The organism is Argonema galeatum A003/A1 (assembly GCF_023333595.1).
Classification (GTDB): domain Bacteria; phylum Cyanobacteriota; class Cyanobacteriia; order Cyanobacteriales; family Aerosakkonemataceae; genus Argonema; species Argonema galeatum.
The window spans coordinates 103,106-117,330 of sequence record NZ_JAIQZM010000001.1; the positions used below are offsets into that span (position 1 = coordinate 103,106).

At 44.0% G+C, this 14,225-nt stretch carries 15 protein-coding genes and 1 pseudogene; 10 read left to right on the forward strand and 6 right to left on the reverse strand.

Annotated features, from left to right (window positions below):
* Window positions 1–231 precede the first annotated feature (231 nt).
* Window positions 232–405 (forward strand): type II toxin-antitoxin system HicB family antitoxin, encoded by a 174-nt coding sequence (locus tag LAY41_RS00510; RefSeq protein WP_249092950.1) that lies wholly within the window; start codon window positions 232–234, stop codon window positions 403–405.
* A 153-nt stretch (window positions 406–558) separates the two neighbouring features.
* Window positions 559–1,143: a Uma2 family endonuclease gene (locus LAY41_RS00515; protein WP_249092953.1), complete on the forward strand. Its 585-nt coding sequence runs from the start codon at window positions 559–561 to the stop codon at window positions 1,141–1,143.
* A gap of 12 nt (window positions 1,144–1,155) precedes the next feature.
* Here the strand turns inward: LAY41_RS00515 and LAY41_RS00520 are convergent, their stop codons facing one another.
* From LAY41_RS00520 to LAY41_RS00535, 4 genes are all read right to left on the reverse strand, one after another.
* A complete protein-coding gene (locus LAY41_RS00520; RefSeq protein WP_249092955.1) occupies window positions 1,156–1,602 on the reverse strand; it encodes a DUF29 domain-containing protein in 447 nt (148 codons plus the stop codon).
* A gap of 38 nt (window positions 1,603–1,640) precedes the next feature.
* A complete protein-coding gene (locus LAY41_RS00525; RefSeq protein WP_249092957.1) occupies window positions 1,641–1,988 on the reverse strand; it encodes a hypothetical protein in 348 nt (115 codons plus the stop codon).
* The gene (locus tag LAY41_RS00530; protein ID WP_249092959.1) at window positions 1,988–2,398 is read right to left on the reverse strand and encodes a hypothetical protein; all 411 of its coding nucleotides are present in this window, start codon (window positions 2,396–2,398) and stop codon (window positions 1,988–1,990) included. Before LAY41_RS00530 ends, LAY41_RS00525 begins: the two co-directional genes overlap by 1 nt.
* A gap of 334 nt (window positions 2,399–2,732) precedes the next feature.
* Entirely contained in the window at window positions 2,733–3,653 is a 921-nt protein-coding gene (locus tag LAY41_RS00535; RefSeq protein ID WP_249092961.1) for an Rpn family recombination-promoting nuclease/putative transposase, read from the reverse strand.
* A 475-nt stretch (window positions 3,654–4,128) separates the two neighbouring features.
* Between LAY41_RS00535 and dnaK the strand changes: the two genes are divergently transcribed.
* Window positions 4,129–6,045, forward strand: coding sequence for a molecular chaperone DnaK (gene dnaK, locus LAY41_RS00540; protein WP_249092963.1), 1,917 nt, complete (start codon window positions 4,129–4,131; stop codon window positions 6,043–6,045).
* Between the two features lie 399 nt (window positions 6,046–6,444).
* A complete protein-coding gene (locus LAY41_RS00545; protein ID WP_249092964.1) occupies window positions 6,445–7,098 on the forward strand; it encodes an acetoacetate decarboxylase family protein in 654 nt (217 codons plus the stop codon).
* A gap of 203 nt (window positions 7,099–7,301) precedes the next feature.
* On the opposite strand, the gene LAY41_RS00550 is transcribed toward LAY41_RS00545, so the two are convergent.
* Complete coding sequence (locus LAY41_RS00550; RefSeq protein WP_249092966.1) at window positions 7,302–8,663, reverse strand: TMEM143 family protein; 1,362 nt, start codon at window positions 8,661–8,663, stop codon at window positions 7,302–7,304.
* A 174-nt stretch (window positions 8,664–8,837) separates the two neighbouring features.
* On the opposite strand from LAY41_RS00550, the gene LAY41_RS00555 reads away from it, so the two are divergent.
* From LAY41_RS00555 to LAY41_RS00580, 6 genes and pseudogenes are all read left to right on the forward strand, one after another.
* On the forward strand, window positions 8,838–9,428 hold the full coding sequence (locus LAY41_RS00555; RefSeq protein ID WP_249092968.1) for a Uma2 family endonuclease: 591 nt from the start codon (window positions 8,838–8,840) through the stop codon (window positions 9,426–9,428).
* Between the two features lie 126 nt (window positions 9,429–9,554).
* Window positions 9,555–9,845: a hypothetical protein gene (locus LAY41_RS00560; RefSeq protein WP_249092970.1), complete on the forward strand. Its 291-nt coding sequence runs from the start codon at window positions 9,555–9,557 to the stop codon at window positions 9,843–9,845.
* Window positions 9,846–9,952: 107 nt separating this feature from the next.
* Window positions 9,953–10,261: pseudogene (locus LAY41_RS00565) on the forward strand (PIN domain-containing protein); the annotation flags it as partial.
* A gap of 52 nt (window positions 10,262–10,313) precedes the next feature.
* Window positions 10,314–12,122, forward strand: a complete 1,809-nt coding sequence (locus LAY41_RS00570; RefSeq protein ID WP_249092973.1) for a proline--tRNA ligase — start codon at window positions 10,314–10,316, stop codon at window positions 12,120–12,122.
* A 50-nt stretch (window positions 12,123–12,172) separates the two neighbouring features.
* The gene (locus LAY41_RS00575; RefSeq protein WP_249092975.1) at window positions 12,173–13,036 is read left to right on the forward strand and encodes an LmeA family phospholipid-binding protein; all 864 of its coding nucleotides are present in this window, start codon (window positions 12,173–12,175) and stop codon (window positions 13,034–13,036) included.
* An 89-nt stretch (window positions 13,037–13,125) separates the two neighbouring features.
* On the forward strand, window positions 13,126–13,734 hold the full coding sequence (locus LAY41_RS00580; protein ID WP_249092977.1) for a GerMN domain-containing protein: 609 nt from the start codon (window positions 13,126–13,128) through the stop codon (window positions 13,732–13,734).
* A 92-nt stretch (window positions 13,735–13,826) separates the two neighbouring features.
* On the opposite strand, the gene LAY41_RS00585 is transcribed toward LAY41_RS00580, so the two are convergent.
* On the reverse strand, window positions 13,827–14,180 hold the full coding sequence (locus tag LAY41_RS00585; RefSeq protein ID WP_249092979.1) for an ArsR/SmtB family transcription factor: 354 nt from the start codon (window positions 14,178–14,180) through the stop codon (window positions 13,827–13,829).
* Window positions 14,181–14,225: the final 45 nt, after the last annotated feature.

The following is a 14,225-nucleotide window of genomic DNA, read 5'->3' on the forward strand; positions in this document are numbered from 1 at the left end:
AGCTTGAACCCCAGAAACCCGGTTTTTCCAAAAAACCGGGTTTCTCGATTGACGTAAGTAGGGTGCGTCAGACAAAAAGCCTCAAATACTAGAGAAAGTTTGAATTTATGACGCTCCTTACAGTCTAAGATAGGAGTAGAAGGAGCCATTAAACCCAATGAAACAACAGCAATTGGATAAACCAGCAACTTGAAAGTTTAGAAATCTCTCTAACGAATCGAGGACAGAATAATGAAAAATAAAGAGTTTTACGTTGTCATTGAACGGGATGAAGATGGAATATATATCGGTGAAGTTCCACAACTCAAGGCTTGCTATAGCCAAGGAGAAACCATTGATGAACTCATACACAATATCCGCGAAGTCATTGAAATGTGTCTTGAAGAATTAGAAGAAGAATGGTAGGGTGCGTCAGACCGAAAACCTTAAATCTTATAAAAAGTTCACATTTATGACGCACCCTACAGTCTAAAATAGGGGTATAACAAGTTATTAAAACCAATGAAACAACAGCAATTGGATAAACCAGCAACTTAAACCATTAGGAGTCAACCTGCTATGATTGCTCAAATTGAGACAAAAAACTACACTGCTGAAGAATATCTAGAACTTGAAATTGCCTCAGAAACTCGCAACGAATATTACAATGGAGAAATTATCCCGATGACTGGTGGAACACCTAATCATAACGAAATTGCAGGAAACCTCTATATTCTTCTTAAGCTTGCTCTCAAAGGAAAAGCTTACCGAACTTTTTATGTCGATCAAAGACTTTGGATTCCAGATGTTAGCCTCTATACCTACCCCGATATTATGGTACTCCCAAAGCCGCTAGAACTGCAAACTGGACGCAAAGACACAGTAATAAATCCTTGCTTTATTGGAGAAGTTCTATCTAAATCTACCCAAAATTATGACCGTAGTGAAAAATTTGCCGCCTATCGCACTATTCCCACTTTTCAAGAATATCTTTTAATCGATCAATATCGAATTCATGTCGAACATTATGTTAAAACTAATGTCAATCAATGGATTTTCTCAGAATACGACGATCCTAATGTTACCCTATCTTTTAGGGTATTTGAGTTTCAAGTTAAAATTGCAGAACTATATGAAAATATTGACTTTACTAACGAATCATAGATAATCTTCATTTTACCATAATATTTCTGTTAAGATTGCATCCAAATCGCGGCTAAATTCCCATGTCTGCGGGAACTGAGTTTCGGGATATTCTTCACACACTTCGGAAAGCGCTTCTTGGTAAATATCATCAAATTCTGTTAGCAGATGATTGCGTAAACTTGGTGCTTTTTTGAGAAGGCGCTGCAAATCATTGCGCTGCGTCCGAATAGTAACTTGCCAAACTCGAAAACAATCGGGGAGAGGCACGTAACACCGTTTTAGAATATGCGCTAAAATTGGTTTTAAACGGCTTTCTACTTCGTGCTTTTGCGAAATACTTAAAGCTTCAATTTCCTCCACCAAATTATCCCAATCTAAATTATTAATATCTCGCGCTTTTAACTTTGCTGCTGTGTCTTCTAGCCAGAGAAAAAAATCGCGATCGTATAGCGGTTTTTGAGTAGTTTTAGGTATCATAGCCTTATGAATTGCTTTCGCGATCGAGCTTTTCTATTTTAAGTGCGATCGCCGATCTCCTCTAAAAGATCTCTTGTTGGTGAGCGATCGTTCATTGGCTTATCTACGATTAATTCGCGCAACAGCATATTGCTGTTTGGGCTGAGTATGCTAGCGCCTGCTGGTGTCAATTCCCAGCGATCGCGAGGCGATCCGGATTGGACATATTCTTTAACTAAACCATCAGCAGCCATTTTTTTTAATACTACCATCATGTCAGGTTCTCTAGGTACATCTCGCCGTGAAAGTGCATTTGCTAGTTCATACCAACCCCACTTTCCCTCACCTTTAGCCACTAATTGGAGAAGTACTAATTCAAGTTGAGTTAATTTGATTGAGTCTGTCATTAAAATTCCTCCACGCTGGGATGAAATAAAATGCCGAATCCTTCTTTTAGACCATAGTCTTCAAGTGTTGCTGTGTGAGCATTATTCCACAGTTCATAAGCCTCATCTCGATTGTTTGGTTCTCCAGTAGGATAGCCAATCTTTTTATACCTCAGATACTCACGCAGTTCATGGGTATAAAAGCGTAAATCGACTGGTTCTGCTACGAGTTCACCTGCTGCAATTCTTCTTAATCGCTCTACCATTTTAAGCTCTGCCTCACCAACGGGATTAAACCGACGGACATGAAGCTCTACTATATCAGCGCCTTTGTGCGTTATCCTTACATTTCGATAAGAAAGTCTAAGTACCTTTCCACCGGCTTTTGATGGATCGTATGGTCTGCCACTAAAAGCACCTTTCTCTAGCATTTCAGTCTTTGTGTAGATGCCATCTCATTTCAATCCCACCTTTTTGCACTAATGTTTTACTCTTTCACTCAAAACTTGAGGGACACATTTTACCCAATCATCTCAGGCGGTGGAGTCTGCTGGCATTCCATCACCAACAATTTGCAACCCACCCAATATAGCAACAATTTTATCAGACTGGGTGCGATCGTAATAAGCTCTCACGCATCTAAATTGTAGTTAGGGACGGGCAAGATGCCCATCCCACAAGAATTTCATTAAATTGACTGTAAAATTTAGGTGCGTAGCAGCTTAGTCATCAAGGAACTTTCAGGAAAAGTTGGCGATCGCACAATTACTTAGTTTCCAACCAAGCCACTAAATCGGCTAAACTGGAAAAATCGAAAATAGCATCGCCTAAAGCCATTAAGTCATCTGATGATAACTGCTCCAAACGATTGAGAATTTCATCTGTAATTTCGCCAAATCGTCGCCTTAATAGTCGCTGCACCAATGTTAGTTGACCTGTTTGTATTCCCTCGACAAGACCTTCCTCACGACCTTTCTCACGACTAAACTCGATCGATCCTTTTTGTTCCCTGACAAACTGTTCTCGCTTCTCCAAATCGTCTAACTCCTCTACACTCAAATTGATTCGATTGGCGATCGCAAACGCTTTATCAATTTCTGGCACAATTGCCATCTTTTGTGGTACTATTTCCAGGTCGGGTGCTTTTCGCAAAAAATACAGCCATTTATCCGTTATACTTTCTAACTCCTCTAAAGTTTTCTTAAATTTCGGTAACTCCACAAATACCAACTCAAACGGATATTCTGGATAATCAAATAGCTGGTGCTTCTCTTTAAAAATAAATTGGGAAATTACCGTTTGAGAAACTTCAAACAGGGTAAAATCCATCACTGCTAATGAAATCAAAGGTCTAACTTCCAGATACTCTTCCCCTATTTTAAGTTGATTGGCGTAAGCTTTAGCGGTGTTATAAGCAATCCTTTTGGTAAAAGCAGGCACATTAAACGCTTGCATTTCTATCAAGACATTTTGGCCGTTATTCAATTTAGCTTTTACATCAAAATAAGTGTTTTTTAAAGCTGAAATGCGACCGGGAGCGTAGGGATCGATAATTTCTAAGCTGGCGATGACAGGCTGACCTTGATAGACGATCGCATTCAGAAAACTGATCAAAATATCTTGGCTATCATCGGAGCTAAAAATCTTTTTGAAAGCGTAGTCTGTTTTGGGGTTGATAAACTTCATATTGTGACTTGATATCAGATTAATTTTAATAATCAACTGTTAATCTAACATAACAAGTCGGTCGGAGCCGGGTTTTTTAGCTTTATCCCCCACTCCCCCACTCTCCCACTTCCCCCATTTCCCCCTCCTGACGGCAAACACGACTAATTGATTACGGTTCACCCTAAACCCCAAGTCGGTGGATATGCCTACTATTAGATTCAGTGGCAGCGATCGAAAGATGTAAAGCGACTACAGCGACACGAAGCCTCTTGAAAGCTAACCGTCCCCCCCAAGGTTCGGGAAACCCCCCTTCAAGAGAAACCTAACCGCAATCAGTATAGAGATTAGTCTTTCAGTGAACTGACAGTATTCAAACTGGACAAAGCTGCTGAATGGACTCGGTTGAGACAGTTTGTAGTCAAAGCATCTTCCAAGATTCGGCTGGTCAATCGAGAGCCAAAATTTTTGTAGTTAATGGAACCCGAACACTCTTATGGCAAAAGTAGTTGGAATTGACTTAGGTACGACTAACTCCTGTGTGGCTGTAATGGAAGGTGGCAAACCCACAGTTATTGCCAACGCAGAGGGTTTTCGGACTACGCCTTCCGTTGTAGCCTATGCGAAGAACGGCGATCGCCTCGTCGGTCAAATCGCCAAGCGCCAATCGGTGATGAACCCCGAAAATACCTTCTATTCCGTGAAGCGCTTCATCGGTCGTCGATTCGAGGAAATTACCCACGAAGCTACCGAAGTATCTTATAAAGCCCTGCGCGACAACAACGGCAACGTTAAACTCGACTGTCCCGCGCAAAGTAAGCAATTTGCGCCTGAAGAAATTTCCGCTCAAGTACTGCGTAAGCTGGTAGATGACGCCAGCAAATACCTGGGTGAAACCGTTACCCAAGCTGTAATCACCGTTCCGGCTTACTTCAACGACTCCCAGCGTCAAGCTACCAAAGATGCCGGTAAGATTGCCGGGATTGAAGTGCTGCGGATTATCAACGAACCTACCGCTGCTTCTCTGGCTTACGGACTTGACAAAAAGAGCAACGAAACAATCTTAGTTTTTGACTTGGGTGGTGGTACGTTCGACGTATCTGTCCTAGAAGTTGGCGACGGCGTGTTTGAAGTGCTGGCGACTTCTGGCGATACCCACTTGGGTGGTGACGACTTCGATAAGAAAATCGTTGACTATCTGGCAGATCAATTTAAGAAAGATGAAGGAATTGAGCTGCGGAAAGACAGACAAGCGCTGCAACGCCTGACAGAAGCCGCTGAAAAGGCCAAGATCGAACTGTCTAGCGTCACCCAAGCTGAAATCAACCTCCCCTTTATCACGGCTACCCAGGAAGGCCCCAAACACCTGGATATGACCCTGACGCGGGCTAAGTTTGAAGAACTCTGTTCCGATTTGATCGATCGCTGCCGCATCCCCGTAGAGAACGCGATCCGCGATGCCAAAATCGACAAATCTGCACTTGATGAAGTAGTGCTAGTCGGTGGTTCTACCCGGATTCCCGCAGTACACGAGGTGGTGAAGCGTACACTCGCTAAAGAACCCAACCAAAGCGTCAACCCGGATGAAGTGGTGGCAATTGGTGCCGCGATTCAAGCTGGTGTCCTCTCTGGTGAAGTGAAAGACATCCTCCTGCTTGATGTGAGTCCCCTGTCTCTAGGTGTGGAAACCTTGGGCGGTGTGATGACCAAGATTATCCCACGCAACACCACCATTCCTACCAAGAAGTCGGAAGTTTTCTCTACCGCCGTGGATGGTCAAACGAATGTGGAAATCCACGTTCTCCAAGGCGAACGAGAAATGTCTAACGACAACAAGAGTTTGGGTAACTTCCGCCTAGATGGAATTCCCGCAGCACCACGCGGCGTACCTCAAATTGAAGTAATTTTCGATATTGATGCCAACGGTATTCTCAACGTTACGGCGAAGGATAAAGGTACTGGTAAGGTGCAATCGATTAGCATCACTGGCGCTTCCACTTTGGCGAAAGACGAAGTTGAGAAGATGGTCAAGCAAGCGGAACAAAATGCGGCTACTGACAAGGAACGTCGCGAAAAGATCGATCGCAAGAACCAAGCCGACTCTCTGTCTTACCAAGCTGAGAAGCAACTCCAAGAGTTGGGTGACAAAGTTCCCGCCGCTGACAAAACTAAGCTGGAAGGTTTGATCAAAGACCTGAAAGATGCTGTTGCTAAGGAAGATGACGATCAAATCAAGACTTTGATGCCAGAAGTGCAACAAACTCTGTTTGCGATCGGCAGCAATATCTATCAACAAGCTGGCGCTGGTGGTGCTGGCGGCCCCGGCCCCGGCCCTGATGGTGGAGCCTCCTCCGGAACTTCTAGCGGCGGTGGCGATGATGTAATTGACGCCGAATTCTCTGACACTAAGTAGTCATTAGTGATTACTCATTAGACATCTCCAAAAAAGATTGTAGAGACGTTTCATGAAACGTCTCTACAAGGGTTTCAGCTAAGGCACCTTTAATTTTTGGAGATGTCCATTAGTCATTGACAAATGACTTTTGAGAAAAGGGTTGATAATGGTAGCAAGCGCTCCTTATCAACCCTTATTCGTTTCATTTACACATCGGTGAAGTATAGCAACCGCCAAGGCGATTAGGACATTATGAATTGCTGAAGCGTTGGCGGATTCTAAACCCTTCTTCCCCTAGTCCCTAGCAAGAAAGCCCCTAGCCCCTAGCTATAGCTCTTTTGGCAGATTTACTGCTTCAGGGCTTACGCTACAAAAGTAGAATATTCTGTGTAAAAAACCGATTAAATGGAGCATCAAATGCCATATCCCCAAGCACCTTGGACACTACAAGGCTACGCCGTTCAGACATTGCAGTTGATAGATATTGAAAAAGCGCGTCCATTCATTCCCTCAGAATTAGAAATCATCTCTGTTTGGCCTGGAAAAACTCTAGGAGGAATTTATATATCTTCCTACGGTTCCGGTTCGGTGATGGAATACAACGAGTTGATTGTTATTGCTGGTTTAGCGCGTTATGCAGATAAAATCGGTGCTTGGATTTCTCATATATATGTAGACCATCTAGACTCTGTAGCTGGGGGTCGAGAGATTTGGGGATTGCCCAAAGAAATGGCTGAGTTTACTTGGGAAAAGGATAATAATCGCGTTATTGTCCGTCAAGGAAACCGATTACTTTGCCGCCTCAGCTACACCCAGCCAAGTTTAGCATTCCCACTGCCGTTATCTGCCATGAGTTTTGGTTTTCTGGGTTCCGATTTACTCTTATTCAAAGGTGAGTTTCAGTCTCGCGTGGGATTAGTTAGCGGCAAATTAGAAGTCCCCACAGAAAGTAGTTTTGCAAGGTTAAATTTAGGTCAGCCTTGGTTCACAGTTTACTGCGACGAGTTGCGTTTAGTTGCGGGTGTACCGGAAGTTGTAGGACAAAGATCCGTTGAATTCAGTTACTCTTGAAGGTGACTTATATCATGTCCTTACGTATCGGTTACCTAAAAAATTTGCGTTTTCATATCTGCGTTTATCTGCGTTCATCCTTCTTTATCTGCGGTAAAAATTTAACCATTGATAACAACAGACAATTTGACGATCGCACTTATGTACTGAAGATATAGAGAGATCTGGGCTAGAGCCCAGATCTGGTTTCACCCAAGGGCCGATCATTTTGCGTAGAGAAAGGCATTATCCCAAAGATAATCTATGATTGTTTTGGCATCGTCCAGGGATGGAACATTGCAAAACCCTTGGTTATCGTAAGTCAACAGAGGTATTTCTGGCGTACTTCCCGACTCCACTCCATCTTTGATGATTTTGCCCCGTATCCCTTCCAGATTGCGGAGAGGGCCTTTGATATCAAAGTCAATTTTCGTACCGAATTTATTTTCCATCCATGTCTCAATTCGGTTATCCAATTGTTCTGGCGTAAGCGGTGTTTTGCTAGTCATCAGGTGATAATAAGCCAAGAGAATTTCTTTACATTCTTCCTCCTCTGCGGCGTCAATTAATGCTCCAAAAACGCTAGCGTTATTAGCCAGATTCCTGAAGAAAAGAGTGTCGGTCACATTTTTTTGAAATTTGACCTTTTTGTAGTTGTAATTGTTATATTGCCTGAAACCGACCCCGCCTAACGCCACCACCAGAGACAATGCCGCTACCAGTACAGGCATTATATTCTTTACATTTTCCTCGCTTATATTGAAATTTAGCAAACTGGTTTTTCCGAAGAACACAAACCATATCACCCCTATAATCAGCAACACTTGGGGTACGATTTTCACAACCACCGAAGCCCCCGCCCCAATAGCCGGAATGACAAGCAAAAGACGATCTTTCCAGGTCATGCTAATTTTGATATTGGGAAATAGGAATTCCAGGTCAAATTTGGGGATGTTTTTATACAAGTAGATGTACATTTTCCCTGGTGTGAAATTCATATTTTTCTGCTTGCTTTTTTTGGAGGCAAAATATGCAGCATCTTTGTATTTCAGCAACAATGTCACCCGATCAAAAGTATCAACCGTCTTTTCTACGTTCTTCAAAAGTCTCTTGACCGAAGTTGTTTTCTGATTGTCGCCACGGTAGTAGCAAACTATCTGCTCAAAGTCTTGAAAATCGACCTCTGTCTTTAGTTCAATCAACGAGTTTTCCTTAAAAGCCCGTTGTAACATTTCGTCAGATAGGGGGACATAATTGGCTCTTTCCAGGACAACCTTAAAAGCTGCAACCAGTTTAGCTTCCATTTCCGCTTGCTGCGCTGAAGTGGGTTCAATTTTCAACTTGGTATCGGCATCCGGGTTAAAGGGAACAAAGTTATCCTTTAACATCTCTAAAGTCTGATGCAACTGAAAATGGTAATAGGACGACAATATTTTACAAAAATCCCGGAACTTTTCGACATCTGCGGGGGCCAACTGGCCGTCTTCAACGCAAAGTTCGATCAAATCGGAGCGACGATAGGGAATGAAAGCTTCGCGGTCTTTATAAATTGCCATAATACCGATGTTGTGGATAGCATGGCTCATACGAGCGGTGATCTAGGTAATAGCATAAACAATTGTTGACACTAAGAAAATAGTCAGCCTGCTGTTTGATGATGTTTGGCCCTATAGCACGGTAGCTTCGCGCTGGCATCGGCTGATTCCCGTTTGGCAAGGCAAAGCTTAAAATATAAGGAAAACTGCACTTTTGTGGCTGTTATGACCATCACCACCGCTAAACGCTTTACTGTAGCTGAATATCACCGTCTTGCAGAACTCAGATTTTTGGCTGATAATAACCGATTTGAGCTAATTAAGGGAGAAATTGTCAAAATGGCAGCTAAAGGTACACCCCACTCTGTTTGCGAAACCCGTTTGGAACGCGAGTTATTCAAGCTAGTGGGAGAACGTGCGACACTGCGAGGACAACAACCGATTATTATCCCTGATGATAGTGAACCAGAACCGGATTTGGTCATTGCAAGGAATCGCGACGATAATTATCTTAGCTCTCATCCCAGTCCGGTTGATGTGTTGTTGTTAATTGAAATTTCAGACTCAACTTTAAGTTATGACCAAGGTGTTAAATTACCTCTTTATGCTGAAGCAGGGATATCTGACTATTGGATATTCAATTTAGTGGCTAATTATCTAGAATGTTACAGTCAACCATATCAGGATGAGAGAGGTAATTTTGGCGATCGCCAGAGAGTGATTTTTTTGCCCAATGAGTCAGTTAATTTGCCTGGTTTTCCTGAGTTATTGGTTGATTTATCTAAGGTTTTTCCGATAGTTAAGGATCGGGGTTAGGGAAATTGGGGACGAAGTGCGATCGCACCTGTTGTATAATTGTACTATTACCCGCAACTCTTAATGTTTCCAGGGTTTATTCTTATTCCATAATACCACTCACATCCAAGCGCATCCCATAAACTTATGCAAGCATACAAAGCAAAAGCTAAAATCGACCAATCCGGTCACTTGATTATTACAGAACCGATCGACTTACCAACAGGAGATGTCGAAGTCATCATCTTGCAGGAAATTGAAAATGACGCTTATTCTGTAAATCAGAAACAAGAACCACCAGAAACCAAAACTAAAACCATCCCTGCGCTATACAGTACAAACATTTTTAGCGATTGGCTAGCAAAGGCAAAACCAGTTTCTTCAGACTTCGATGCGGAACAAGTTCGATTAGAAGCTTTAGAGGAGAAACACCGTTGAAAGTTCTCATAGATACCAATATTATTATGGATGTTGCTCTCCAGCGACAGCCTTTTTTTGCAGCCAGCAACCTAGTTTTCTCGCTGATTCAGTAGAAACAGTTTGAAGGGTATGTTTCAGCATCAACTTTTGGCGAGCTCTACTACCTAATTCGTAAAGAGCAAGGGCGAGAATTGGCACTTAATTTTTTAAGCAGGCTAGCCACAATATGCAAAGTTGCCAATGTCAACGAAGCCGCAATTACAATGGCACTTACTGCCAATTTCCGCGACTTTGAAGATGCAATTCAATACTCTACAGCCGTCATCAATCAACTAGAAGCCATCGTTACCCGCAATCCCCAAGATTATACAAACGTAACCGTGCGGATTCTCACCCCTACCCAACTGATTCAGGAACTTGAGATATTGCCCTGATGATGTTCTAAACTGAGAAAGCAATCATCTCTGTAGGGAAAAGGAACAAACGATGCGACTCTCTCAAATGCTATTCGTCACGCTGCGGGAAGATCCAGCCGAAGCAGAAATCCCCAGTCACAAACTACTACTCCGCGCAGGCTACATCCGTCGCATTGGTAGCGGTATCTACGCCTATCTCCCCTTGATGTGGCGGGTGCTGCAAAAAGTTTCTCAGATTGTGCGCGAGGAAATGAACGCTACCCTAGCACAAGAGTGTCTGCTACCGCAGCTGCAACCCTCAGAGTTATGGCGCGAGTCGGGTCGCTGGGACACCTACACCCAAGCTGAGGGTATTATGTTCGCTCTCACAGACCGACAAGAGCGAGAATTAGGATTGGGGCCAACTCACGAAGAAGTAATTACTACTATTGCTAAGGAAATGATTCGTTCCTATCGGCAATTACCTCTGCACTTGTACCAAATTCAAACCAAATTCCGCGATGAAATCCGCCCCAGATTTGGTTTGATGCGCGGACGCGAATTCATTATGAAAGATGGCTATTCGTTCCACGCTGATGAGGAAAGCCTGAAGAAAACTTATCAGGATATGCACCAAGCTTACAGCAATATGTTACGGCGCTGCGGTTTAAGTTTTCGTGCAGTGCAAGCTGATTCAGGCGCAATTGGTGGTTCTGGTTCTCAAGAATTTATGGTACTAGCGGAAGCGGGAGAAGATGAGGTTTTATACACCGAAGATGGTCAGTACGCGGCTAATGTAGAAAAAGCTGTTTCTTTGCCAGCCGATGCAGAAACTTCTATTTTCACAAGTTATGAAAAACGCGAAACTCCTGGAACAGATACAATAGAAAAACTCTGCAAATTCCTCAAATCTTCTCCCACTCAAGTGGTAAAAAATGTCCTTTATCAGGCTGTTTACGATAATGGCATGACCGTGTTGGTACTGGTGATAATTCGCGCCGATCAAGAAGTTAATGAGGTAAAGTTGCAGAATGAATTGACTAAGTTGTCGGCGAACTACGGAGGTAAAACTTTGTTATTGCTGACGGTTCCAGACGCAGAAGCACAACAAAAATGGGCGGCAAAATCTTTACCTTTGGGATATATTGCTCCTGATATCGCTGATGATTATATTGCCGAGCATAAGCAGGTTAATTCTAAGTTTCTGCGATTGGTTGATAAGACTGTTGTCGATTTAAAGAATTTCGTGACTGGTTCTAATGAGTCTGGCTATCATGTTGTTGGTGCTAATTGGGGCGAGCCATTGAAATTACCGGAAATTGTGGTGGATGTAAGAAAAGCTCGTCCGGGCGATCGGGCCATGCACAACCCAGATCAAACCTTACAAAGCGCCAGAGGAATTGAAGTCGGTCATATCTTCCAACTTGGCATCAAATATTCTAAAGCAATGGGAGCCACCTATACCAACGAACAAGGCGAAGAAGTTCCCCTAGTGATGGGTTGTTATGGTGTCGGCGTATCGCGATTAGCTCAATCTGCGGTAGAACAATCTTATGACAAAGATGGAATAATTTGGCCTGTTGCGATCGCACCATATCACGTCATCATCTCAGTTCCCAATGTAAGTGACGCCGATCAACTGCAAGCAGCCGAACAACTTTACGACCAGCTAAATGAAGCCGGAATTGAAACTCTACTTGATGACCGTAACGAACGCGCTGGGGTAAAATTCAAAGATGCCGATTTGATTGGAATTCCCTATCGCATTGTCACCGGAAAATCTCTTAAATCAGGCAAAGTTGAAGTTGTGGAAAGAGCAAATCACAAAGCTCATGAAATTGCTCTTGATGAAGTTGTTGCCACACTCAAACAGTGGATTGATGCTGAAAAGCAAAAATAAAAGAGGCAAACCAATTACCTTTTTCCCAATTACCAATTACCTTTTACCCAATGGAATTAATCACAATCCTTTTATCTGGCTTGCTTGGTTTCCTCTCCCCAGTTGGGTTCGTCGTCGATAGCGTGGCCCAGAATGCGATTCGCTCCCGATTTGCCAAGGTGGAACAGCTGCAAGTCCGCGTTGACAACGCTCCCTCCCACCAGCTTATACAAGGTAAGGTAGAACGGGTGAGGATTGCTGGGCGCGGCTTGTGGGTGACGCCAAATTTGCGAATAGCTGCCCTGGAATTGGAAACCGATCGCCTTGATGTCAATTTACAGGGTCTGAGACAGCCCCGTCCGAGTTCCCCCGCCAGAGAGTCTCAGAGATTGCCAACTGGGGCTTTGCGGCAACCAGTGCAGGCGGGATTGCGTTTGGTTTTAACCGAGCAGGATATCAACAAACTCCTGCAATCACCAGATGTAACAGCTAGGTTGCGTACTTTGGGAAACCGCTTTTTGGGCAATATGGGCGGCCTACAGGCCCAAGCCTACGAGTTGACCAATCCACGAGTGGAATTTCTGGCTGATAACCGCCTGCGCTTGCAGGTGGCATTACAAGAAAAAGGCGAAACTGTAACCGCGCAAACCAGTTCCAAACAGCTGACTCTTACGGTAGAGTCGGGGCTGGGTATAGTGTCTGGGCATCAGGTGCAATTTGTTTCGCCAAAAGCCTCTCTCAACGATAATCCCGTTCCCGCTTTCTTGCTAAACCCGATCGTGCAAAGTCTCACTCAGCAGTTGGATCTCCATAAACTGGAAGAGGCCGGAATTACAGCGCGGCTCCTACAATTAGATGTGAATCAAAAGCAAATGGAAATAGCGGCGTTTGTGCGAGTACAGCCACAGCCCCCGCCTGAAAAAGGGAAAAACTAATATTTTCTCCGTAATAATCACATTTTCACGTACTTTGGATTACCGTCTCCTCACACCAAACCTGCCAATTCTTAAGGAGATACCTGTTTATGGATAAGCGACAACCGCCTCGTCGTGTTCCTCCTCGTGCCATTGCGACTATCGGGGCGCTGATTTTAGCTATTGGTGGCGGAACGGTTTGGTTGGCACTTAACTCGCGCACTCCTACCCCTGCCCCTATCCCCACGTCTGCCAACTCTATGCAGGCAGTACCAGTACAGGATACGGCTGATATTTATTGGCTTCAAGATCGGGACAATAAATTTGAGTTGGTTGCTCGTCCTGTAACGCTGGATAAGGCTGCAAGCAAAAATCCCAGCGCTATTTTAGAGCAAGCTTTCATCCGCTTATTGGCTGGGCCTAGCGATACCAATGACCGCGTTTCTACAAGCATTCCCAAAGGAACCAAACTACGGAGCGTAACCGTTCAAAATGACGGTGTTAGTGTCGATCTGTCCCAGGAGTTTATGTCTGGCGGTGGCAGTGCTTCGATGACGGGGCGTTTGGGACAAGTCATCTACACGGCTACCAGCTTAAACCCAAATGCTAAGGTCTTTATCTCTGTGGATGGGAAACGTCTGGAGACTTTAGGCGGTGAAGGTTTGGTGCTGGAACAGCCATTGACTCGCCAAGGTTTTCAGAAAGACTTTCCCCTGTAGAGTCATTGGTGATTGGTCATTGGTCATTGGTCAGGGAAAAAGAATCCTTCTTTTGAATGAGTGACTTTTGACTTTTGACTTTTCTAGCCCCATCACTCCTTGCTGGCTAGGCTAAAGTCTCGAAAGCAACGAGCTTGCTCTTCAATGCGGGTTGCTAAGCGATCGCAAACCAAGTTACACAGATCGAAAATTAACTCATCCTCCACCTTGTAGTAGGCGGAAGTTCCTTCACTCCGGCGGCTAAGGATACCAGCTTGCAGCATCACTTTCAGGTGCTTAGAGACGTTAGCCTGACTGGTTTCGGTCGCCTCCACCAGTTCTTGCACGCATTTTTCGCCGTTGCGGAGCAAGTTTAACAGCCGCAGGCGCATTGGTTCGCTCAAAATGCTGAAGTACTCAGCCACTTGTTGCACAACTTCTTGTGGTACAGGTTGCGCTTGTTTCATTTAATTAACTTGGAATTGACCGATCCCCAAATTTTAGCAGTTCTT

Excerpts from the sequence above, each read along its gene's own strand:
- LAY41_RS00510 (WP_249092950.1), top strand. The coding sequence starts at position 232 with ATGAAAAATAAAGAGTTTTACGTTGTCATTGAACGGGATGAAGATGGA.
- LAY41_RS00515 (WP_249092953.1), top strand. The coding sequence starts at position 559 with ATGATTGCTCAAATTGAGACAAAAAACTACACTGCTGAAGAATATCTA.
- LAY41_RS00520 (WP_249092955.1), bottom strand. The coding sequence starts at position 1,602 with ATGATACCTAAAACTACTCAAAAACCGCTATACGATCGCGATTTTTTT.
- LAY41_RS00525 (WP_249092957.1), bottom strand. The coding sequence starts at position 1,988 with ATGACAGACTCAATCAAATTAACTCAACTTGAATTAGTACTTCTCCAA.
- LAY41_RS00530 (WP_249092959.1), bottom strand. The coding sequence starts at position 2,398 with ATGCTAGAGAAAGGTGCTTTTAGTGGCAGACCATACGATCCATCAAAA.
- LAY41_RS00535 (WP_249092961.1), bottom strand. The coding sequence starts at position 3,653 with ATGAAGTTTATCAACCCCAAAACAGACTACGCTTTCAAAAAGATTTTT.
- dnaK (WP_249092963.1), top strand. The coding sequence starts at position 4,129 with ATGGCAAAAGTAGTTGGAATTGACTTAGGTACGACTAACTCCTGTGTG.
- LAY41_RS00545 (WP_249092964.1), top strand. The coding sequence starts at position 6,445 with ATGCCATATCCCCAAGCACCTTGGACACTACAAGGCTACGCCGTTCAG.
- LAY41_RS00550 (WP_249092966.1), bottom strand. The coding sequence starts at position 8,663 with ATGAGCCATGCTATCCACAACATCGGTATTATGGCAATTTATAAAGAC.
- LAY41_RS00555 (WP_249092968.1), top strand. The coding sequence starts at position 8,838 with ATGACCATCACCACCGCTAAACGCTTTACTGTAGCTGAATATCACCGT.
- LAY41_RS00560 (WP_249092970.1), top strand. The coding sequence starts at position 9,555 with ATGCAAGCATACAAAGCAAAAGCTAAAATCGACCAATCCGGTCACTTG.
- LAY41_RS00570 (WP_249092973.1), top strand. The coding sequence starts at position 10,314 with ATGCGACTCTCTCAAATGCTATTCGTCACGCTGCGGGAAGATCCAGCC.
- LAY41_RS00575 (WP_249092975.1), top strand. The coding sequence starts at position 12,173 with ATGGAATTAATCACAATCCTTTTATCTGGCTTGCTTGGTTTCCTCTCC.
- LAY41_RS00580 (WP_249092977.1), top strand. The coding sequence starts at position 13,126 with ATGGATAAGCGACAACCGCCTCGTCGTGTTCCTCCTCGTGCCATTGCG.
- LAY41_RS00585 (WP_249092979.1), bottom strand. The coding sequence starts at position 14,180 with ATGAAACAAGCGCAACCTGTACCACAAGAAGTTGTGCAACAAGTGGCT.